Origin of the sequence: Paenibacillus sp. FSL R7-0272 (assembly GCF_037969905.1) — a bacterium.
Classification (GTDB): domain Bacteria; phylum Bacillota; class Bacilli; order Paenibacillales; family Paenibacillaceae; genus Paenibacillus; species Paenibacillus polysaccharolyticus.
In genome coordinates, this window is the sequence record NZ_CP150221.1 from 2,997,583 (window position 1) to 3,019,499 (window position 21,917).

17 protein-coding genes are annotated in these 21,917 nt (G+C 44.9%); 11 read left to right on the forward strand and 6 right to left on the reverse strand.

What is annotated here, in order from left to right; all coding sequences use genetic code 11:
* Positions 1-12: 12 nt before the first annotated feature.
* Positions 13-1,494, forward strand: a complete 1,482-nt coding sequence (locus MKY23_RS13300; RefSeq protein ID WP_339839415.1) for a DHA2 family efflux MFS transporter permease subunit — start codon at positions 13-15, stop codon at positions 1,492-1,494.
* A gap of 114 nt (positions 1,495-1,608) precedes the next feature.
* Here MKY23_RS13300 and MKY23_RS13305 read toward each other — a convergent pair whose 3' ends face one another.
* Entirely contained in the window at positions 1,609-2,589 is a 981-nt protein-coding gene (locus MKY23_RS13305) for an alpha/beta hydrolase (RefSeq protein WP_339838722.1), read from the reverse strand.
* Between the two features lie 205 nt (positions 2,590-2,794).
* Here MKY23_RS13305 and MKY23_RS13310 point away from each other — a divergent pair, with 205 nt between their 5' ends.
* Positions 2,795-3,772 (forward strand): MBL fold metallo-hydrolase, encoded by a 978-nt coding sequence (locus tag MKY23_RS13310; protein ID WP_339838725.1) that lies wholly within the window; start codon positions 2,795-2,797, stop codon positions 3,770-3,772.
* A 58-nt stretch (positions 3,773-3,830) separates the two neighbouring features.
* Here MKY23_RS13310 and MKY23_RS13315 read toward each other — a convergent pair whose 3' ends face one another.
* Positions 3,831-4,421 (reverse strand): LysE family transporter, encoded by a 591-nt coding sequence (locus MKY23_RS13315; RefSeq protein WP_339838727.1) that lies wholly within the window; start codon positions 4,419-4,421, stop codon positions 3,831-3,833.
* Between the two features lie 130 nt (positions 4,422-4,551).
* Between MKY23_RS13315 and MKY23_RS13320 the strand changes: the two genes are divergently transcribed.
* Positions 4,552-5,112, forward strand: a complete 561-nt coding sequence (locus tag MKY23_RS13320; protein WP_339838730.1) for a helix-turn-helix domain-containing protein — start codon at positions 4,552-4,554, stop codon at positions 5,110-5,112.
* A gap of 137 nt (positions 5,113-5,249) precedes the next feature.
* On the opposite strand, the gene MKY23_RS13325 is transcribed toward MKY23_RS13320, so the two are convergent.
* A complete protein-coding gene (locus MKY23_RS13325) occupies positions 5,250-5,378 on the reverse strand; it encodes a DUF4023 family protein (RefSeq protein ID WP_090924048.1) in 129 nt (42 codons plus the stop codon).
* Positions 5,379-5,561: 183 nt separating this feature from the next.
* Between MKY23_RS13325 and MKY23_RS13330 the strand changes: the two genes are divergently transcribed.
* The 3 genes from MKY23_RS13330 (at position 5,562) to MKY23_RS13340 (ending at position 8,468) form a co-directional block, all read left to right on the forward strand.
* Complete coding sequence (locus MKY23_RS13330; protein WP_090924049.1) at positions 5,562-6,314, forward strand: TrmB family transcriptional regulator; 753 nt, start codon at positions 5,562-5,564, stop codon at positions 6,312-6,314.
* 156 nt (positions 6,315-6,470) lie between these two features.
* The gene (locus tag MKY23_RS13335; protein ID WP_339838735.1) at positions 6,471-7,634 is read left to right on the forward strand and encodes an MFS transporter; all 1,164 of its coding nucleotides are present in this window, start codon (positions 6,471-6,473) and stop codon (positions 7,632-7,634) included.
* A gap of 264 nt (positions 7,635-7,898) precedes the next feature.
* A complete protein-coding gene (locus MKY23_RS13340; RefSeq protein WP_339838738.1) occupies positions 7,899-8,468 on the forward strand; it encodes a sugar O-acetyltransferase in 570 nt (189 codons plus the stop codon).
* A 173-nt stretch (positions 8,469-8,641) separates the two neighbouring features.
* Here MKY23_RS13340 and MKY23_RS13345 read toward each other — a convergent pair whose 3' ends face one another.
* Complete coding sequence (locus tag MKY23_RS13345; RefSeq protein ID WP_154889352.1) at positions 8,642-10,075, reverse strand: glycoside hydrolase family 1 protein; 1,434 nt, start codon at positions 10,073-10,075, stop codon at positions 8,642-8,644.
* A gap of 168 nt (positions 10,076-10,243) precedes the next feature.
* Between MKY23_RS13345 and MKY23_RS13350 the strand changes: the two genes are divergently transcribed.
* Together MKY23_RS13350 and MKY23_RS13355 are read left to right on the forward strand one after the other, a co-directional pair.
* Positions 10,244-11,212 (forward strand): LacI family DNA-binding transcriptional regulator, encoded by a 969-nt coding sequence (locus MKY23_RS13350; protein WP_154889350.1) that lies wholly within the window; start codon positions 10,244-10,246, stop codon positions 11,210-11,212.
* 201 nt (positions 11,213-11,413) lie between these two features.
* Positions 11,414-11,707, forward strand: coding sequence for a DUF3817 domain-containing protein (locus MKY23_RS13355; RefSeq protein ID WP_154984128.1), 294 nt, complete (start codon positions 11,414-11,416; stop codon positions 11,705-11,707).
* Between the two features lie 168 nt (positions 11,708-11,875).
* Here the strand turns inward: MKY23_RS13355 and MKY23_RS13360 are convergent, their stop codons facing one another.
* Both MKY23_RS13360 and MKY23_RS13365 read right to left on the reverse strand, forming a co-directional pair.
* Positions 11,876-12,013, reverse strand: coding sequence for a hypothetical protein (locus tag MKY23_RS13360; RefSeq protein WP_167375824.1), 138 nt, complete (start codon positions 12,011-12,013; stop codon positions 11,876-11,878).
* Positions 12,014-12,113: 100 nt separating this feature from the next.
* Positions 12,114-12,944 carry an AraC family transcriptional regulator gene (locus MKY23_RS13365; protein ID WP_154889345.1) on the reverse strand — a complete coding sequence of 277 codons (831 nt, stop codon included), beginning with the start codon at positions 12,942-12,944 and terminating at the stop codon, positions 12,114-12,116.
* A 119-nt stretch (positions 12,945-13,063) separates the two neighbouring features.
* On the opposite strand from MKY23_RS13365, the gene MKY23_RS13370 reads away from it, so the two are divergent.
* The 3 genes from MKY23_RS13370 (at position 13,064) to MKY23_RS13380 (ending at position 21,889) form a co-directional block, all read left to right on the forward strand.
* Complete coding sequence (locus tag MKY23_RS13370; RefSeq protein WP_154889343.1) at positions 13,064-14,524, forward strand: alpha-L-fucosidase; 1,461 nt, start codon at positions 13,064-13,066, stop codon at positions 14,522-14,524.
* 650 nt (positions 14,525-15,174) lie between these two features.
* Positions 15,175-20,454 (forward strand): S8 family serine peptidase, encoded by a 5,280-nt coding sequence (locus MKY23_RS13375; RefSeq protein WP_339838746.1) that lies wholly within the window; start codon positions 15,175-15,177, stop codon positions 20,452-20,454.
* Positions 20,455-20,701: 247 nt separating this feature from the next.
* Positions 20,702-21,889, forward strand: a complete 1,188-nt coding sequence (locus MKY23_RS13380; protein WP_312027616.1) for a GntR family transcriptional regulator — start codon at positions 20,702-20,704, stop codon at positions 21,887-21,889.
* Positions 21,890-21,917: the final 28 nt, after the last annotated feature.

A 21,917-nucleotide genomic window follows, 5' to 3' on the forward strand; every position in this document is an offset into this window, starting at 1 on the left:
GTGGAGGCTTCCATGAAGGCTGGTACAGCAAAAGACCAGCAAGAAACACAGCAATATAAGGTATTCCCAATTTTGTTTGCCATGCTGCTGAGCGGGTTTATCGGTTTGTTTGGTGAAACGGCTTTGAATGTCGCTTTGACACCACTTATGGGTCTACTTGAGGTTGGACCTACAACTATTCAATGGCTAACTACAGGATACCTGCTCGTCCTTGGTGTATTGGTACCTGTTTCTGGATTGTTATTGCAATGGTTCACGACGAGACAGCTATTTACAACGTCACTTATTTTCTCGATTGCAGGAACATTGGTTGCTGCGCTGGCACCTAGCTTTGAAATTTTGCTCGTAGCCCGCGTGTTACAAGCGGTGGGAACGGCACTGTTGCTCCCGTTAATGTTTAATACGATACTGGTGATCTTCCCTATTGAAAAGCGTGGAGCGGCGATGGGTTTGATTGGTCTCGTTATTATGTTTGCACCAGCAAGCGGCCCGAGTATTTCAGGACTGATTCTGGCTAACTTGAGCTGGCACTGGATTTTCTGGATTTCCTTGCCGTTCTTCCTGATCTCCTTGGTATGTGGGTTGTTGTTCCTGCCGAACATTTCCAAGTTGACCAAGCCCAAGATTGATGTGTTGTCGATTGTTCTGTCCACACTTGGTTTTGGTGGCATCGTTTATGGCTTCAGTAGTGCAGGTGGACATGGTGAATCTGGCGGAGGCTGGACCAGCCCGGTTGTTATTGCCACGTTGGCCATTGGTATCGTTGCATTGCTCTTGTTCAGTATCCGTCAATTAAGTATGAAAGAGCCAGTGATGAATCTAAGAGCGTTCAGATATCCGATGTTTACGACGGGACTGCTTCTAGTCTTCATCTGTATGATGATGATTCTGTCGTCCATGCTGATCTTGCCGATGTATTTACAGCAGGGAATGGCTGTTACACCACTTACTGCCGGACTCGTTTTATTGCCAGGTAGTTTGCTGAATGGATTTTTGTCTCCGGTGATGGGACGATTGTTTGATAAGTTTGGTCCAAGATGGCTCGTTATTATCGGGATGGCAGTCGTTGCGGTTGTCTTGTTCCTGTACACAGGTATCGAAGCAACAACACCTCTGATCCAGATTATTATGTTGCATGTGTTCATGATGATTGGTATTTCAATGGTGATGATGCCTGCACAGACGAACGGATTGAATCAGTTGCCGCGTGAGTTTTACCCTCACGGTACGGCGATTATGAATACACTTCAACAGGTATCCGGTGCGATTGGTACAGCTGTTGCCGTAAGTATTTTGAGTGCTGGACAGACGCGGTTCCTGAGCAGTGTTGAGAATCCGCAAAGTCCGGAAAATATCCTTGCAGGATTCACATCTGGTGTACAGAATGCATTTGTCTTTGCGTTGATTTTGGCTCTTGTTGGTTTTGTCATTGCTTTATTTGTAAGAAGAGTGAAGGTTGGCTCGGCTGACAAGCAACAGAGTCCGATGCACTAAAATGAAATGAATCATTTGAAAAGAGCGATGTTCCCTAATGTAAGGGAACATCGCTCTTTTGTTTACTTTCCGGAACTACCTTTTCGGATGATTACTGTTGTTCCAACGGATTAATTATTTCTTAACAATATCCAGGATTTCATCAGCTACAATGTCCGGGTGGTATTGATGAATGTAATGCTCCGTATCTTTGACAGTAATTTGTTTGGACAACGTTGACCATGATTTGAATTCACTCTGAGTTTTCACCCAATCCGGTTCCGGTTTACCAAAGTAATCTGCGGTCAGAATTGTGAGAGGGACGGATAAGGGATGCTTATTGGCAATCACCGTTTTGGCATTCCGTTGCGTTTCACGTAACTCATCAATCGTGTTAGCATTGCCATAGCTCAGAAGTAGCGCCGTTTTATCTACTTTTCTCAAATCCTCTGGTACCAGTTTTAATTCATTGCGATTGGCATTAGAGGCGTCAACGACAGCCGGGACTTGCATACTTAGCCGGAAAAGTCCGGTTTTGATACGGAATTGGTTCGCGAAACCACCAATCGTATCTGCCAGGTTATCCTGACCCGTTGCGTAGAATTCAGGATTGCCACCGTCGATCATCACAATACCTTTTACCAACTCAGGATACTTCTGTGCGAATCGAAGGGTCTCCAATGAACCAAGGGAGTGAGCAACGAGCACGTAAGGTGGTTTTTGGCCGGAAACCTGTAGCAGTTCATGCAATTCGTCCGCTACCGTGTCTACATCCCGTTTCTTATCGGTTCTGTCACTGTATCCATAGCCGAAGCGGTCGTATACAGCGAATTTCGTATTAGGGGCAAGCTTTTCATATAAAGGATAATAGTCTACATAGGGATCAGCTGTTCCCCAACCTGAGGCAAGAACGACGGTCACATCGCCTTCTCCCCCTGTATACAGGTGCATTTTATCTCCATGTACTTCATACAGTTTGCCCGGAGGTGTAAATGTTTTTTCATCTTGTGAAGAACTGATCTGCTGATAGATCAATCCGGTACTTAATAGAATAATAATCAGTGACAGGTCGAATATCAGAAATTTAACAAGTCTTTTACGCCATTTTTTGCTCATGGTAGCTCACACTCTCTCTTGTTTTTTCTATATCATATAAGCCCAGTCTTATACGAGTGGAAACAGTATCTTAATTCTAGCTTAACGCATCGTAGTTCCTCTGGCATACAAAATTGAATATCGGCAAGCGTTGAATTAAGATGAAGTAAGATTAGCATTTCTCCACAAGACTAGCCATGGAGTATGGAGAACAGAAGGGTGAACTATGACGAAATACGAAAATCAGATTCCAACGACCGCCGGAATGAGCATCAAGTCACTCACAAGTATATTGAGAGATTCCATGCGCAGACATGTAGAACGGAGGCCGTCAGGGAATATACCTATGGAACACTATCAACCTGCTACAACAGAGGGGGTGTCTGAACATTCACAGGTGACGTGGTTTGGACATTCGGCTTTTCTGCTCGAAATCGAAGGTCACAGACTACTCTTTGACCCCATGTTGGGTGACAGGCCGTCACCCGTGTCGTGGGTTGGAACGAAACGTTTCCGCAAGGATCTGCCTATGCAGCCTGAAAACTTTCCTACTTTGGATGCGATTGTGATCTCTCATGATCATTATGATCACCTTGATGCTTCTTCTATTCGAAAATTAAAAAGTAATACCAATCGTTTTATCGTTCCTCTTGGTGTACGCAAACGCTTAATCAAATGGGGAGTGCCAGCTGGCCAGATTACGGAGCATCAGTGGGGTGATGAATTCTTCTTTAAGGGTTTAACATTCGCTTGTGCATCTGCTCGTCACTTCTCAGGCAGAGGATTATTTGATCGGGACTCCACGTTATGGTGCTCATGGGTTATTGTTGGGCAGGAAACGAAAGTGTTTTTCAGTGGAGACAGCGGTTACGGTCCACACTTCAAGGAGATTGGAAGCAAGTATGGACCGTTTGATCTGACCTTGATGGAATGCGGCCAATATGACGAACGCTGGTCCAACATTCATATGATGCCTGAAGAAACGGTACAAGCCCATCTGGATGTGGGCGGAAATGTATTGATTCCGATTCATTGGGGGGCATTCACCCTCGCCTATCATGCCTGGAACGAACCAGCTGAACGGGTAACTCGTGCCGCACGAGCCTTGAATGTATCTGTCATTACACCGGTCATAGGCGAGACGGTTATGTTGAGTAATGTAGCTCATGCTACTCGGTCATGGTGGAGAAGGAATCAGGATTAACGTTTTTAAACAAAGCTAGCGTTCGCTCATTAGATGAGTGGACGCTTTTGTTTTAGTTTTATGTGATCAACGAAACCGCGGTCCAGATCAATAAAAGACCCATAACAATATTAAAAGGGCGTTCATATTTTAACAGGAACCGTTGAAATAAACGTCCACCCAATGCCCATGTCAGATTCGCACTTATTCCAATCAGGGTGAGCAGTAACGAATACCCTAAGAGTTGATGATGTGACTGCGCATGAGGCAGGACAAACACGGATAAAGCTGTAAGCGCGTATAGGATAACCTTCGGATTAATCAGTTGAAGGCTGAATCCGAACCAAAATGAATAACGGGTCTTTTTCGAATTGTGCTCAGACTCACTCTTGGAAGATGTGCTCCTCATGATTTTGAAAGCCAGATAGAGCATGTAAATACATCCGAATACATTGAGGCACGGGGTGATGGCCGGAATGTATTGATATAGAGCAAGGTTGAAATAACTGGATAACATCATGATCAGAAGGCATCCGGCAGCGACTCCACGAATAAAAGGAAACGTGCTTCTGAATCCATGCTCCCTCGCACGGGTCATGGAGATGATATTGTTGGGACCGGGTGTAAAAGAAGAAATCATTGCGTACGTTACTAAAGATAAAATATCCATATGCTCTCCTTGTGGGTATATATTGTATGTTATAATGAACTATATGGTCGTTATAACGTATGTATGTTTTAATTGTACAATATGTGCTATATAGTGCACAAGAGGGCGCGAGGAGAGAGGTGTATTTTGGATGGAAAATATTAATTTGGTTTTGGCTCACAACTTGAAGCAAATCAGAGAGCAAAGAAAACTTAGTCTGGACAAGGTCGCAGATCTGTCGGGCATTAGCAAGACGATGCTGGGTCAGATTGAACGCGGGGAGTCTAATCCTTCGATTGCAACGGTTTGGAAAATTGCAAACGGGTTAAAAATTTCATTCAGTGAATTAATTCATGAAGCGAAGTCGAATACAACCGTTCTCATGAGGGAAGACATCAAAGTCATGCGAGAAGATGAGGGAAGAATCCGAATCTATCCTCATTTTTCTTTGGAAGAGGGGCGCCGGTTTGAAATGTACATGATGGAGATGGATGAACAGGCATCGTTGACTGCTGAACCGCATATTGACGGGGCTGAGGAATTCATCACGATGTATGAAGGGGAGCTTACGATCAGAGTAGGCGAAGAAGAATACAAGTTAAGACAGGGAGATTCGATTCGTTTCAAAGCGGATCAGCCGCATGCTTACGATAATTCTGGGGCAAGTAGTAACAAGCTGAGCATGGTGATACATTATGCCAATTCGAAGTAAACAAGAAACAAGTAATAAGTAAACAATTAGTGACAGGAAATATGATGCACTCACTGTTGTGAGGCACCATATTTTTTCGCATGGATGCTTCTGATTATGCTGGTTCACAGTTAGGTGAAGTTATAAAACTTTGTGTTTTATTTGTTCGTGGAGTGTTGTTTGTTCGGTAATTTATCACCGGGCGTACCTTTACCATTGTTTTTGTTGTGACGTGCTTTCTCGGCATTTTCATTGACCTTTTTCACGAATTCTTGTGTACTTTCCATTCGGATTCATGCTCCTTTCCAAAACAGGGAATGGGTAATTCAAGCTTAATATAACCAGGCTTAACTCATTTTATTTGAACAGACACCATGAAACTGGACAGGTGCTGAACTTGTCTCTAAACTAGATACAAGTTGAACTATTCTTTTACACATTTAAGAACGAAGGGACGTTCTGAACAAAACATGTTGCAAAAATTCGGTTTTACTCAATATGAAAGTCAGGTCTATGAAGCTATACTTGCGCAGGATGAACCGCTGGATGCGACGACGATTGTAAGCGCCTCGAATGTACCCAAGGCTAAAATTTATGAAGTGCTTAATCGAATGATCGATAAAGGCATCGTGCTGACAACGATGGATGGCAAGAAAAAACTGTACATGGCGGTGGATCTGCAAACGGTGATTCACAAAATCAAGCTTGATTTCGACAAAGATATAGAAACCTTGAAACAATATAAAATCAAGCGTACGTTCACGGATGAGCATATTTGGACATTAAAGGATGAGTCATCCATTGCTTCAAACATAGAACAGCTGATTGAAGAGGCAGATTCATCGATTCTTTTTCTGGCCTGGAATGAGCGGTTGGAGAGATACCGTGGTTTGCTGGAGCAGAAGGAGAGACAAGGTGTGTATGTAGAAGTGCTCGCGGTTGGTGGTCTGGAAAGTTCGCTAACCCGCAAATACTCACTTATTCCGTTACTTGATGCGCCAGAGCCATCACAATTGCTTATTGTAGATCATGCCTATCTGCTGTTCGCCGGATTGGAAAATGAATCGTGGAAAGCGATCAAGACCATGTCCAAACCGATTGTTAAAGCGATGACGGATTATTTCTATCACGATGTGGCTCTGACACAGATCACCAAAAAATACGGGGAGCAACTGTTGCAGGACGAAGAAATTGAACGTTTGCTTACGAGATTGATCTATTAGAAGACTATTCTTTCGAAGAATAGTCTTTTTTTTTGTTTTTTATCTTTTTGTAAATAAAATGAAAAACAATCTGAAAATAAATTAAAAATATCCATTGAACTTTTCAATCGATTAGGTTACTATCGTAGTTGTAACTTGTTAGGGGGATTTTATAATATGAACAAAAAGGTATATGTTTTAGCCATTGCAGCCTTTGTGGTCGGAACGGTTGAACTGATATTGGGAGGCATATTGGATCTGATTGCAACGGATCTCCATCTGTCTCTGGCGAAAGCCGGTTATTTAATTTCAATCTTTTCATTGGTCTATGCGGTATCCGCACCCATACTACTCAATATGACAGCCCGGTTTGAGCGTAAAAAGGTATACATGGTTACGTTATTTGTATTTCTGATCAGTAATCTGATCTCAGCGTTTAGTGTGAACTTTTATATGTTAATGGCAGGGCGCATGCTTGGAGCCGCAACAGGTTCGCTTATTTTTGTATTATCATTGACACTAGCCTCACGTATCGTGAAACCTGAGTATAAAGGACGTGCGGTGGGTACGATAACGATGGGAGGAAGTGCATCTCTGATTCTCGGCGTACCGATTGGAATTTTTATAGGTAATGCGCTTGGATGGCGTGAAGTATTTATGCTGATTGCGGTTCTTACCGTGCTAGTCATGGTGGCGATTGGTCTTGCGATGGATCGTGTACAACCTGCTCCTGCCGTGAGTTTGAAAAATCAGTTAAAGGCACTTTGGAATCCGAAAATGCTGGCGATTCATACAACTACACTGCTCGTACTGGCTGGGCATTTAACGTTATATGCGTATTTTACGCCTTTCCTGCAGGAAACCATCGGTGCCAGTTCAACAGCAATCACGTTAATCTATATGATGTTTGGACTCGCTGCTGTAGCAGGCGGAGGCATGGGGGGCATGTTATCCGATCGGCTTCATCCTGCTAAAGCCATTATCATCGTGTTAGTCCCGTTCATGATCAGTATGGCTGTGATTCCTCTCAGCACGGGACTGCCTTTGATTGCTTTTCTGCTACTGTTAAGTATCTGGGGTGCACTAAGCTGGACGGTTACACCCGTACAAAATAGTCTGATTATTAAGACTTCGCCTGAGACATCTGAAATTCTGATCAGCACGAACTCAGGTATAGCCCATGCGGGGATTGCACTGGGAACGTATATCGGCGGTCTGGTTATTGATCACTCTTCCATTATGAACACCGGATGGGTTGGCTCTATCCTTGTATGTATTGGACTTGGTACTGCCGTTCTCGCAATTAGTATGAAAGAAAAACATGCTCATGCGATCGCATGAGGATACAATGATTCATAATTGCAACTCAAATAGAACCTTTGTGTTTCCAGCATTTTTGCGGAAGTACAGAGGTTTTTTCGTCATTTAATGGACGGAGTCCGTAGGCCGAAAATACAAAAGAGGCTTGATTTTTGATCATGAACCCATATAATTAAAATAGTTTTAAAAAGTATAAGTATAAGTTGTTAAGCTTTATAACTTGTATTAACGTTGCTACTTACTTCCAAAGAATACACATATAAGATCTGCACAAAGGAGATTTACATGACGATCAAATCAGAGAAACAGAAGATGCTGGACGGGGAACTGTATATGGCTACTGATGCCGAATTATCCCGAGACAGAGAGAGTGCACGGAAGAAGACACGTCTATTTAATCAAACGACGGAGATCGAACAACAGACACGCCAAAAGCTGTTAAAGGAACTATTGGGATCGACAGGTGAGCATCTAAGCATGGAACCGAATATCCATGTCGATTATGGATATAACATCCACGTAGGCAATCATTTTTATGCCAATTTTAACTGTACGATTCTGGATGTATGCGAAGTCCGAATCGGAGAGAACTGTTTGTTGGGACCAGATGTACATATCTATACAGCAACTCATCCGCTTAACCCACATGAGCGCAGCACCGGAGCGGAATTCGGTAAACCTGTAACCATTGGTAACAATGTATGGATTGGCGGTAGAGCAATTATTAATCCGGGAGTTACCATCGGAGATAACGTGGTTATTGCATCGGGAGCGGTAGTTACGAAAGATGTGCAGGGTAATATGATTGTAGGCGGGAATCCCGCAAGAGTGATCAAGGAGATTAATGTAGAGTAGCGCGATATGAAAAAAAGACCCTCCTCGGCAGAACAGTCAGCATGCCAAGCTTGGATGCTATGGCTTTGCTGACACCATGCTGCCGAAAGAAGGGTTTAACTAGTTTACGTTTTGAAGTTAAAACCTGAAATTTACGCCTTGAAGTTTATGCCCTGAAATTTAAATCTTGGAGCTTAACGCTTCAGGCTATTTCCGTTGCTGGCAATAACATCTTTGTACCAGTGGAAGGATTTCTTGCGGTAACGCTCGAGCGTACCTGAACCATCGTCGTGACGGTCTACATAGATGAAACCGTAACGTTTTTTCAATTGCGCAGTGGAGGCGCTCACGACATCAATACAACCCCAAGAAGTGTATCCCATAATGTCTACGCCATCTTCCAATGCTTCACCGACTTGAACGAGATGGTCATTCAAATACTGGATTCGATAATCATCATTCACTGTTTTCTCGCCATCCGGACCCGTGATTAACTCGTCGACTGCGCCAAGACCATTTTCCACGATAAACAGCGGCTTCTGGTAACGATCATAGAACATATTCAGCACATAGCGCAGTCCTTGCGGATCGATCTGCCAGCCCCACTCACTCGCAGGCAAATACGGGTTAGGGATTCCTCCGATCAGATTTCCTTCACCAGCCACTTGTTTGGCAGGATCGGCTGTCTGACATGTGCTCATGTAATAGCTGAAAGAGATGAAATCAACGGTGTTAAGCAGCATCTCCTGATCGCCGTCTTCCATATGAATCTCAATGCCCTTTTCACGGAAATAACGTTTCATGTATCCAGGGTAACGTCCACGCACATGCATATCACCGAAGAAATAGTTGCTATGTTCGTACTCCATCACCTTAATGACATCATCGGGGTTCGGAGTTAGTGGATACGTCGGCATACTTAAAATCATACATCCGATCTGAGCATCAGGGATGATCTCATGGCACAGCTTCACAGCGGATGCACTTGCCACCAGTTCGTGGTGGATCGCTTGATACAGATCTTGCTTGCTTAGCTTTTCTTTGGGTGTGTAGATCCCGCCACTCATGAACGGGAATTCAAGAATAGAGTTGATCTCGTTGAAGGTAAGCCAGTACTTGACTTTATTTTTATATCGATTGAAAACAGTTGTTGCATAGCGCTCATAGAAGCCGATCATTTTCCGGTTAACCCAGCCATCATATTCTTTGGCAAGGTGCAGAGGTGTCTCATAGTGGGATAACGTGACCAACGGTTCAATACCGTACTTGCGGCATTCATCAAACAGATTATCATAAAATTGCAGGCCTTCTTCATTCGGCTCAAGCTCGTCCCCTTTAGGGAAAATGCGAGACCATGCGATAGAAGTACGGAACACTTTGAAACCCATCTCGGCAAACAGCTTCACGTCTTCCTTATAACGGTGGTACATGTCGATACCGATCAGTTTCATATTGTCGTCCGTTGGCTCCTCCGTAATCGAACCCATGACACCCCGGGGAGCAACGTCTTGAGTGGACAAACCTTTGCCGCCTAGATTGTATGCACCTTCAGCCTGGTTCGCCGCAATGGCACCGCCCCACAGAAAGTTTTCAGGAAATGAATACGTATGATTCGAAGATTTACTCATATAGATCGCTCCATTCATTGAATTCATGGTGAACGTGCTGCGTTCACATTAGTATTTTCTCTCGAAAAAAGCTTACACGTTGTAACGGGTTACACGTCAAGTTTTACTTTTACAGAGCAGATGAGGCATACTATATTTGGCGTTTATTCGCAGGAAAGGAGCATCGGGATGTCCAAATTTGATGAAATTATGAAACGTTCCGGTTATTCGAGGGCTACGGTATCCCGGGTCATTAACCGTTCACCACACGTCAGTGATGAAGCAAGACGCATTATTACAGAAATTATGAATGAGCTGGACTACATACCTAACCGGAATGCAGTTTCTCTGTCTACAGGGCAGACGAAGCAGATCGGGATTGTCACTGCGATGATTGATGAACTGAGTTTGACCTTCATTAACCAATTTATGGATACCGCGATGGACTACGGATTCCAGACGATTGTATATATGTCGCGCAGTGATAAACAAATTGAGCTACAGGCATTCGAGGATTTGCGGAGTAAACGTGTGGATGGTTTGTTAATCGTGACTTGTGTGAATGATCCGGGGGAATTGAAAACATATCTGCAATATGGACCGATGGTGTCCTGGCAACGCATGGGGAACGACGAGATTCCTTCGATTGCAATGGATCAGGCACAAGGGTATAGACTGGCGCTGGAGCATGTGGTATCGAAAGGCTACACACGTATTGCGAATGTGTTTGGCCGCAGTAATAGTCTGAATACGAAAAGCCGCCGCGAAGCATATGAGACATTCATGACGAGCCAAGGACTTCCCGTGTGGCGTGAAGCATATCAGTATTCCGTATTTACTTCATCAGACGGAGAAACGGCCTTACGACGTATGGCCAACGGAGGAGAGCTACCGCAAGCGGTGCTGTGTTCCAACGACTATGCGGCAATAGGCATCATGAGTGAAGCGCGCAGACAGAACATACAGGTTCCAGATCAGCTGGCTATTGTTGGATTTGATGATATTGAATTGTCACGTGTGCTTGAGCTGACAACCATTCATAATCCAATTGCGGAGCAAGCAAAACAGGCTTTTTATCATTTGTGGAGAGTGCTGGGGAACGAGGAACATAAGGCGACATCACTGGCATACCGTTTGATTGAACGAGCAACGACTTGAGCGAAGCAAAACGGATGATATTGATTCGATTCTATTCAATAATTATTCAAATTTAAAGTAAATCTGACTCGGATGCATGTTTTATAATACGGAGAAGGAGCTTACATACGTTGTGTGAGAATCGAATACAGCGTTGTAAAGCGTCATGTTATAAGTTACATATTTCACAAACAATTTAACGGAAAGGTGAGAGCATACGGAATGAGAACGGTCACAGGTCGCTTCAGAATTGCAGGTATTTGGGAGGGGATATCCCTTCTACTACTCGTATTTATTGCAATGCCGCTCAAATATTTTGCGGATATTTCTTCAGCTGTAGCCATACTGGGGATGATTCATGGTATATTATTTCCTCTATATCTCATTGCACTAGTACATGTAGGCTTGGTCAAAAAGTGGAAGATATCACTTTGGATTATGGGGCTATTGGCGGGACTGCTTCCTTTTGGAACATTTGTATTTGAGTCTTATCTCAGAAAAAGAGATTGGCAGTAACGAATAACGCATAGCTCATAACACATAGCGTATGGTACACATTGCAAAGTAATGCGAAAGAACAACCTCCTGAACAGAAATCAGGAGGTTGTTTTTGTATAATCTTTTGCACATTAGGAATTGCATCAGTTATGTATGTCCAGATGTCCAGCATGGAACGATCAATCGTTATCTTGGTTTAACGGTTCCCGTTTGTCGATCAGATAACACGCTATATCCGTTGTCTGTCGGTGCCGCCGAAGCAAAAGCAGCGAATGAGGAGACAACAAACAGGGCAGCAAGGAGCAGGAGCGTTTTCTTCGTCATATACAAACCTCCCTTCTGCAAGAATGAGCCACACATCCATTTTAATCCAAAAATTAAACTTGTGGGAATTTTTTTTCGGAGCTGAACTATCTTTTGCAATTCAGTTGACCACCGTCGTTTGCTTGCGATATTCAGTGGGATTCAATCCGGTGTGTTTCTTGAACTGTCTGGAAAAGTAATACGAATCGCTGAATCCGAGATTGTCCGCGATTTGAGTCATCGTTAGAGAGGTGCAGTGAAGCATCTCTTTGGCTTTATCTATTTTTCGGCTGGTGAGATAATGAATGGGGGGCATTCCTACTTGCTGTTTGAAAAAACGAATGAAATAATTCGGATGCATATGCAGCATCTTAGCCAAATCTTGAACGGACATGTTCTCTTCGATATGAGTATCAATATAGGTGAGCAAGGTGGATAATTTTTCAACCACGGGCACGTTCAAGTAGGTAATCTGGTTCACATCCAAGTTCATGATGTAATAGGAAAGCAATTCTGTCAGTTTACTCTTGGCCATCATGCGGGCGTAAATTTCATTGGAATTCGCATAGGTTAACACACTGCCAAAGATGTCCTGAAATCGTTCGGGCTGATTCACGTCAACAACGTGTGGGAATTTGAGAATCTGAAATAGATTGATTCCCCCGACTTTGGCGGAAAAATGACACCAGTATTTGAGAAAAGGTTTGTCACTGATTACTGAATAGGATTGTTTTATTCCTTCCGGCATCAAAAAAAGCTGTCCTGGTTTGGGGTAATATTCCTGATCCCCGATTCGCAGCCAGCCTTCTCCCTCGCAAATCCAATACAATTTGCTATAGTCCGGTGTGTAGTCCAGATCTCTCCAATCCGGGCCGCAACGGTTGTAATTCACCATAAACAGATCCACTTCCAGATTCGACAAATAGTTGGTCAGCAGTGTTTGATGATCCATGAGCATATCTCCCTGAAGGTTATTATCGTCCATCTAAACGTTAATGTTCTGCATGTGCATCGGAATCCTGCCACACTACAATACAAATGTAGTCAACCAGGAAAGGATGGGGATAACACATGAACAAACATGAATATTTGCGACATATCGATACCAGTATTGCTAACGGAAAATTCAAGGACAACTGGACTTCGCTTCGTGAAATCGTCGTTCCCGAGTGGTATCCAAAAGCAAAATTCGGCATTTTCATCCATTGGGGCGTGTATTCGGTTCCGGCTTATGATAGTGAATGGTACTCCCGTAATATGTACATTCAAGGGTCCAAGGCTTATGAACACCACCTTAAGGTATATGGAGACCATAAGGAGTTTGGATATAAGGATTTCATCCCGATGTTTAAGGCAGAGAACTTTGATGCAGACGAATGGGCGACTCTATTTAAACAAGCAGGTGCAAAATATGTTATGCCGGTTGCCGAGCATCATGACGGTTTTCAGATGTATAAAAGTTCTATCTCTCACTATAACACATATGAAATGGGCCCTAAACGTGATGTGTTAGGTGAGATGAAAGTCGCCTATGAGAAGCAAGGGTTAACCTTCTGTGTGTCGTCCCACCGTGCCGAGCACTGGTTCTTCATGTCTCATGGCAAAGAATTCGATTCCGATATCAAGGAACCGTTGCAGTGCGGGGATTTCTACTGGCCCGCCATGCCGGAGCCGCCCGATTTTCAAGACCTGTACGGTTCACCGCCTTCGGACGAATTTCTGGAAGATTGGCTCATTCGATGCTGTGAACTGGTAGATGAGTATCAACCGAGGGTGTTCTATTTTGACTGGTGGATTCACACGGTGGCGTTCAAGCCCTATCTGAAAAAGTTCGCAGCGTATTATTATAACAAAGGCGAGGAATGGGGCATTCCCGTTGCCATCAATTACAAGCATGATGCGTTTATGTTTGGTGCAGCGGTTCCTGATGTAGAGCGTGGACAATTCGCTGAGCTTAAGCCTTATTTTTGGCAGACGGATACCGCAGTTGCGAGAAATTCCTGGTGTTATACGGAAAATAATCAGTACAAAACGGCAGAAGAGATTATTCGGGATCTTGTGGATATCGTCAGTAAAAATGGAAGTCTACTGCTCAACATCGGGCCACGTGCAGACGGAACGATTCCAGACGAGGATCGCAATATTCTGCTACGTATCGGGAAGTGGCTGGAAGTGAACGGAGAGGCGATCTACGAGACCACGTACTGGCGTACGTATGGTGAAGGGCCTACAGAGGTGAAGGAAGGTCAGTTCACTGACGGAGATACGAAGGTTTTTACAAGTGAAGATATACGATTTACGGTAAAAGGCAGTAGTCTGTATGCGACGGTAATGGTGTACCCGGATAACGGGATCGTGCACATCCAATCGTTGAAAGAAGGATCTCCGCATTTTCATGGAATAGTTGAGCAGGTTCAGATTCTGGGATATGAGGAGCAGCCAAATTGGGAGCGAGATGAAAATGCTTTAACGCTTACCACTATGGGTGTGCAGAGCAATGTACCTGTCGTATTTAAAATTGATCTGGACTAAGTGTGAAGAGAACCGGCGTAAGAGCTGGTTCTCTTTTTGTGGATTATGCGCAAATGCGAAAGGTGTATAGGTCAAAGGTGTAGACATTAGAAGTTAAAAAGCATGATATAGACTTATTTTCTATTTTTTTCAAATAAGGACTTGTGCAGTTCCCACTTTGAAACTATACTATACCAATAAAATCCAATTTAAGCCTAAATTTAACTTTTATATGTAATTCAAGATGTATTCTGTTAATCAACCCGTACGAATCACACTGATTCACTTACCACTTCATGGCGAGCGTTATACGAACACTTCCGAATATCCTCCACACGAATGCTTACGACATCCCAGTTACTCTCTTATGACACCCACACTAATTATTGATGACCTCAGTCAACATAAAAACCTTTATCTAAAGTGCCATTTTCTCACATTTATTTAACCTATGGACAATTTCCAAATGTTTCAGTTCCCTATGTTCCCCTAACCAAACCTGTAAAGGAGGTGAGGCCGTATGTGAAGTGAAAAGAAAGTAAGTAAGGTGACGTAAAAGATGTCCGATGATGGTCACTACACCGCTACGAAATCAACAATTGCATTCATTCACAGAGAAGGGTACTTGTACTAGACCAAATAATAAAGCCGGGTAAAGGGAGTGGAAAAGTTTGATAAAATTAAAACCGTTACGCAAGCCCGTTTCCATGGGGCTCTCGCTTCTCCTTGCATTATCAATGGCACTTCCGGTTTCTGCACAGAACTCATCCTCATCTAAAATCGATATGAAGTCCAGCTTGGCTGAGGTTTCAACGTCTAAAGTGAATGCCAAACTGACCAAAGCCTTTGAAGGTAGCGAATATGTCACCTATCTTGTCAAAATGAAGGAACAGGTGGATACCAAGGCTGTCTCCAAACAAGCGATGGAAAAGGCAACGATTGCCAAGGAAACACCTTCGGCAACCAAGCTGTCTGTGCGGAACTCTGTGGTGAGTTCCCTTCGTGAAACGGCTTCGCGGACACAATATTCAATTGAAAATTATCTGGAAAAGGAAATTGACCTGGGGAAGGTCAAAGAATATAAAAGTTACTTTATCGTGAATTCACTCGCGGTCACCAGTACCAAAGAAGTCATGGAACAGATTGCGTTGCTGCCAGAGGTAGAGAAAATTCTGCCGAACGAAACGCGATATCTCGATAAGGCGGAAGTAAGTAAGCAGCCAGCGAGTGTGTCGCCAGCGAAGGATTCCGTCCAATCACCGGCTAAAGAGTCAGCTTCACAAGGAACTGCAACCAAAGAAGCGGATTCCAAGGTGAAGAAACAGACTGAAAATGTCGAATGGAATATAGATTACATCAATGCACCTGCGATCTGGGAGAGAGGCATTGATGGAACAGGCATCGTGGTTGCCAATCTGGACAGTGGCGTGGATTACACGCATCCTGCGCTTCGCAGTAAATGGCGTGGTCTGGACGCTTCAGGCAATGTCGTTGATCCAGAGCTAAGCTGGTACGATCCGCATAGCGGCGCGACTCTTCCTGCTGATGCAGACGGACACGGTACCCACACCATGGGAACGATGGTTGGTTCCGAAGCGAACGGCACGAATAAGATCGGCGTTGCACCTGGTGCAAAGTGGATCGGAGTGCGTATTTTTAATCCGGAAACAACAGATGCCATTATTCTGGATGGCGGACAATGGCTCATTGCCCCAGTGGATGCCGAAGGCAATCTGCATCCTGAACTCGCACCGGACGTTGTAAATAATTCATGGGGCGGAGGCGCAGGGCTCGACGAATGGTTTAGACCGATGGTTCAGGCTTGGCGTGATGCTCAGATTTTCCCTGAATTCTCTGCAGGGAATGTACGATTGGGGAATCCGGGCGGTCCTGGTTCCGTTGCGAACCCGGCCAACTATCCTGAGAGTTTTGCTACAGGAGCAACCGATATTAACGGCAATTTAGGTTCATTCTCATTGCTGGGACCATCCCCGTATGGTGAGATCAAACCAGAAGTATCCGCCCCTGGCGTGAACATTCGTTCAGCCGTGCCTGGAGGTACATATGAAGGTGGATGGGACGGCACATCCATGGCAGGTCCGCATACGACGGCGCTCGCAGCATTGTTGCTTCAAGCGAACCACTCTCTTAACGTGGATCAGCTGGAACAGATCATCATGGATACGGCGACACCGCGAACCGATAGCAAATTTCCGGTTACCCCGAATAACGGCTATGGTCACGGAATCATTAACGCACTGAATGCGGTTGGTTCGGTTCTCGAAGGCATCGGTACTGTCTCCGGAAGAGTGGTTACGGCTGGAGATGATCTGGAAGAGCCGGTGCTGGAGCACACGCCTGTAAATACGGCGTTTAGGGGTCTGGACATTCCTTTAACGGCACATGTGACAGATAATGTAGCGGTAGTTTCCGTCGAAGCTTTTGCCAGAACCAAAGGCACGAAGCAGTACGTCTATCTTCCAATGAATCGGATTGAAGGAGACAGTAAAGCAGGTACGTATACTGCGACGATTCCGGCTTTCCTGATTGAGCCAGAAGGTGTGGAGTATTACATTCGAGTGAATGATTATGGCAACAATGGATTTGAGAGTAAGGTATATAACATTGCGGTGTCTAATGGTGTCAAACCTGGATATTTGCAGGACTTTGAGGCCGATCAGCTTGGCTTTACTACGGGCGGCACAGGCAGTACGTGGGTTTGGGGGGCACCTGTAAGCGGGCCGAAGGCTGCTTACTCAGGTGAGAAAGTGATTGCTACCAATCTGCAAGGCACGTATCTGCCTAATAGTAATGCGTACTTGCTTGCTCCTCCGATCGACTTGACAGAAAGCCCTGAAGGGGCATTGTTAACATTCAAACATTGGTATGATATTGAGAATAATCTCGATTTTGGCAAGGTATACATTGCTTCTGAAGATAACGACTATGTATTTGAAGAACTGCTTAGTTACACAGGAACGAGTGGTGGATGGAAAACACAGTACATTGATCTGCGTGATTATGCCGGACAGCAGGTGTTCATCCAGTTTAATCTGACCAGTGATGCTTCAGTTCAGAAAGCTGGTTGGTATATCGATGACTTTGCCGTTCAGGAACTAGACGATATTGCTCCAGGAACGCCTTCAGCTTTGTCTGCAACAGCGGATATTCTGGGGAACGTAACGTTGAACTGGACGGGTTCGAATGATGAGGATCTTGAATCTTATGTGGTTTACCGTTCCGAAACGGCTAGTGCCGGTTATGAGGCTGTCGGCACGGTGAAGAAAACCACATTTACAGATACGGCTACGGAGTCAAATACTACGTATTATTACACCGTGGCGGCACGTGACTATAGTGGTAACGAAAGTGAGAAATCGAATGAAGTTTCCATCACCGTAGAGGTGCCGGAAGATATTTATATCGATTCGTTTGATGGAAACGATGATAATGGCTGGACTCACGCCGGAACCAAGGATGAGTGGGAGCGAGGTATCCCGTTAACGGGTCCTTTAAGTGCGGTATCCCCGCCTAATGTGTGGGCAACCGATCTCGACAACACGTATGAGAATGGTTCCAACTACTCGCTGGTATCCCCGGTGATTGATTTGACGGATGTCTCTGATGCGACACTTACGTTTAATCACTGGTATGAGATTGAAGGTGGATATGACTTCGGTTATGTCGAAGCTACCAAAGATGGAGGAACAACCTGGACAGAACTCGGCAAATTCTCGCATAACACCAACGGAAAACAGTGGACACCTGTCTTCTATGGACTGGATGCACTAACGGGGAATGAAGTTCAATTCCGTTTCCGATTAACCTCGGATAACAGTGTGGTGAGAACAGGTTGGTTTATCGATGATTTCCGTGTACTGGGTGTTGCTACACCAACGGTAACAAAGGATGAAGCCGTTGTGCTTTCGAGTGACAAACCTAAACCGGACTATGATAATCCATGGTACAAAGTTACGCGTACAGACAAAGCAGAATTCAATAAGACGAAACAACAAGAGCCTGCTATCGAAAAACCGGGCACGGGTTCAGTTCAGCCGCAAAGTCTGCCGGCTAGTGCAACGGTTACCGTGCTTGAGACCGGGCGTTCTGTGAAAACAGACTCGTCAACAGGGAAGTACAACTTCACACATGTTGCAGGAGAGTATACGTTAAAAGCGGAGGCATACGGTTATTATCCGCAAACGAAAACGGTGACGATCACAGATGGTGGCGGAGCCAAAGCCAACTTCAACCTGGAAACGATCCCTTATGGACAGATCAAAGGGGTGGTTAAGGATGAACGCTCAGGTCAACCGGTAGCGGATGCCTCGGTGCTCGTTGTGGAGGATGCTAAAGTAGCAGAAGTTCGTACAGGAGCAGACGGAAGTTTTACGCTTCAAGTGTTAGAGGGAAGTTACACATTGTCGGTTCGCGCGGCGGACTATTACAGCAAAAAAGTTACGGTGACTGTTCCGGGCAACGGCACAGTAGATAGTAATATCGCTTTGAAACCATTTATCGGTTTCCCAGGTGAAATTGCTTATGACGACGGTACAGCCGAGAATGCAAGAGCTTTTAATGCTGCTGATAATGCATGGGCCGTTCGAATGACTCCAGAGCTCGAAACAGCTCAAGTCACGGGAGCTTCGTTCCGATTCTGGAATACGGAGTGGCCTGTACCTGGTGGGACTGCTTTCCAATACGCGGTTTATGATGCATCAGGTGCTGGTGGAGCACCAGGCAAAAAGCTTGCTGGACCGTTCAATGGTACGGCACTGCGGAACGATCAGTGGACTTCCGTAGAATTCCCTGAGCCAATTATTGTGACAGGTGATTTCTACATCGTTTATATCCAGAGTTTAGCGGGTACAGCTGCTCCTGGTCTGGCTACGGACGAGGATGGAACTTATGCGACCCGTAGCTGGCAGCGTGTAAGCGGGGCATGGAGTGCTTCCCCTGCTGAAGAGGGGAACTACATGATCCGCGCAGTGGTACAATATCCGGTGAATGCTCCGGTGCTTACACCACCAGCGAATACGTATACCAATCAGTCTACCTTTACGATCGCTGGAACATCTCCTGCTTCTGGAGCACAGATCAAGTTTTACAATGGCAAGGATGCTGCAGGAACAACAACCGTAAATAACGGAAAATTCTCTTATGGAGTAAAGCTGCGGGCGGGCGTTAATGTGATTACCGCAGAAGCTGTCATTAATGGTAAAACGACAGATCGTTCACTTCCAGTCATTATCATTCTTGACCAGACCAATCCGCAAGTGAATGGTGTCAGTCCGGCGGAAGGAAGCCGGATTAATACCGAGGTCGTTCATGTGACAGGCAGTGTGGTGGAACAATTCCTCGACAAAGTCACCGTGAATGGTCAAACCGTGCAGGTTGACAGAGACAGAAAGTTCAGTCATCGCGTACTGGTGAATAAAGGTGAAAACATCATCACAATTGTGGCAACCGATCTTGCCGGAAATAAAACGACAGTAACACGTAAGGTTTATGTGGAAACGGAAGCGCCTGAACTTACCGATATCACGCCAGCCCAAGATGTACGAATTACATCAGGGGAAAGTCTCAACGTTTCGTTCAAAAGCAAACCGGGATTGCAAGCCTCTTTCCGAGTTCAGTTGCCTTTGAATCTAAACGCGGACGGTGCGGGAGAGGTGCCTCTGGTGGAAACAGAACCGGGTGTATACACAGGCTCTTACACAACACCTGCTAATCTTGTGCTTGAAGGTGGAGTCATTGTGATCCGGGCACAGGATGCCGCAGGCAACAAGGCTGAAGCTCAAGCCGCTGGAAAATTGTTTGTCCATGCAGAGCAAGGAGAAAACAAAGCAGAAGGGCAACCTGCTCCAGAGAAGGAAGCTGAGGCAGGGAGTGACCTGAAATCGGTCCCAACCGATACAGGCTCTAATCCCGCTGAAAGTCTTGAACCATAGTCTGATCCGTCAGGGGGCATAACCTGTCCATGCTTTGACATCATCTGAATGGAAGTTTTGTAAGCTATATATAGGCTTTGTCAGCTAAATTCAGTATCTGCTAAAAAACGGTAAGCCTGGAATCAGGGCTTGCCGTTTTTTGGGGTTTAACTATGCACACATACAATAATTTTCATCTCTCCTTCACTTTAATGATATAACATGATATATTAGGGTATAAGAATTATGAAGTAAAGTGTTTATGGAGGTGCTTGTATTGGCGAAAGACTCGGCTTCCAAGCCGATGTATGAACAGATCTTTGAGTCGTTGAGAGAACGAATACAGCAACATCAATATAAAATTGGTGATCGTGTTCCATCGGAAAAAGAACTATGTGACGAATTCGGCGTGAGCCGGATTACAACGAAGAAGGCGCTGGAAATGCTGGCCAATGAACAGCTGATTGTTCGACAGCCGGGACGTGGTTCATTTGTGGCCGATACCGCTTTGGATGAGTTAGGACGAGATGTTACGTCTGTAGCCAACAAAGGACAGAAGCAGGAACGTAAACTGCTCATCGGTCTGGTCATTACCAATTTCAGCGATATGTATGGAACAGAGCTTTTATATGGTATGGAGGAAGCTTCACGAAAACATGACAGCTTTCTTGTGCTTAGACGTTCTTTCGGTATTCCCGAGCAGGAGGAACAGTGTATCCGTGAGTTGCTGGAGCTTGGGGTAGACGGTTTAATTATTTTCCCTGCACAGGGGGAATATTTTAGTGACGAGATTTTAAAACTGGTGGTTGGCAAGTTCCCGTTTGTAATGATAGACCGATATCTTAAAGGGATTCCCGCTTCCTCGGTTAGCACGGACAATGTCAGAGCAGCAAGAGAAGGTACAAAGTATTTGTTCGATCTGGGGCATCAGCATATTGCTTTTCTTACGCAGCCTCCAGTGAACACAACGACCATTGAGGAACGAATTGAAGGTTTTATTGAGGCGCACAACGATCAGGGTATACTTGTGAATCGAGAAATGTGGGTGGAGTCTATCCTTTCGTCCTTGCCGAATGAATTCGATCCTGAAGCCAAGCATCGTGACGTGGAGAAGCTTGTTGCGCATTTTAAAAAATACCCGCAGATTACAGCGGTTTTTGCAGCTGAATATGACATTGCATTACTTGCTTTAGAGGCCGCAGAACAGTTGGATATGCGTGTACCCGAAGAACTGTCCATCCTGTGTTTTGACAGTCCGCATACCGAAAGGTATTCGCGAATTACCCACCTCAAGCAGAACCAGTTTGATATGGGAGAAAAGGCGTTTGAAATGGTCTTGCAACATATGCAAGGTCAAGAACTAGGCGGGGTTAAGCGAGTTGTCCTTCCTGCGTCCATCGTAAAGGGAACCTCGACAAGTCAGGTAAGAGAGCGTGCTGTTTTTCAACCGAAATAAGGGTATTGAATTTGTGGAATTCGATGCA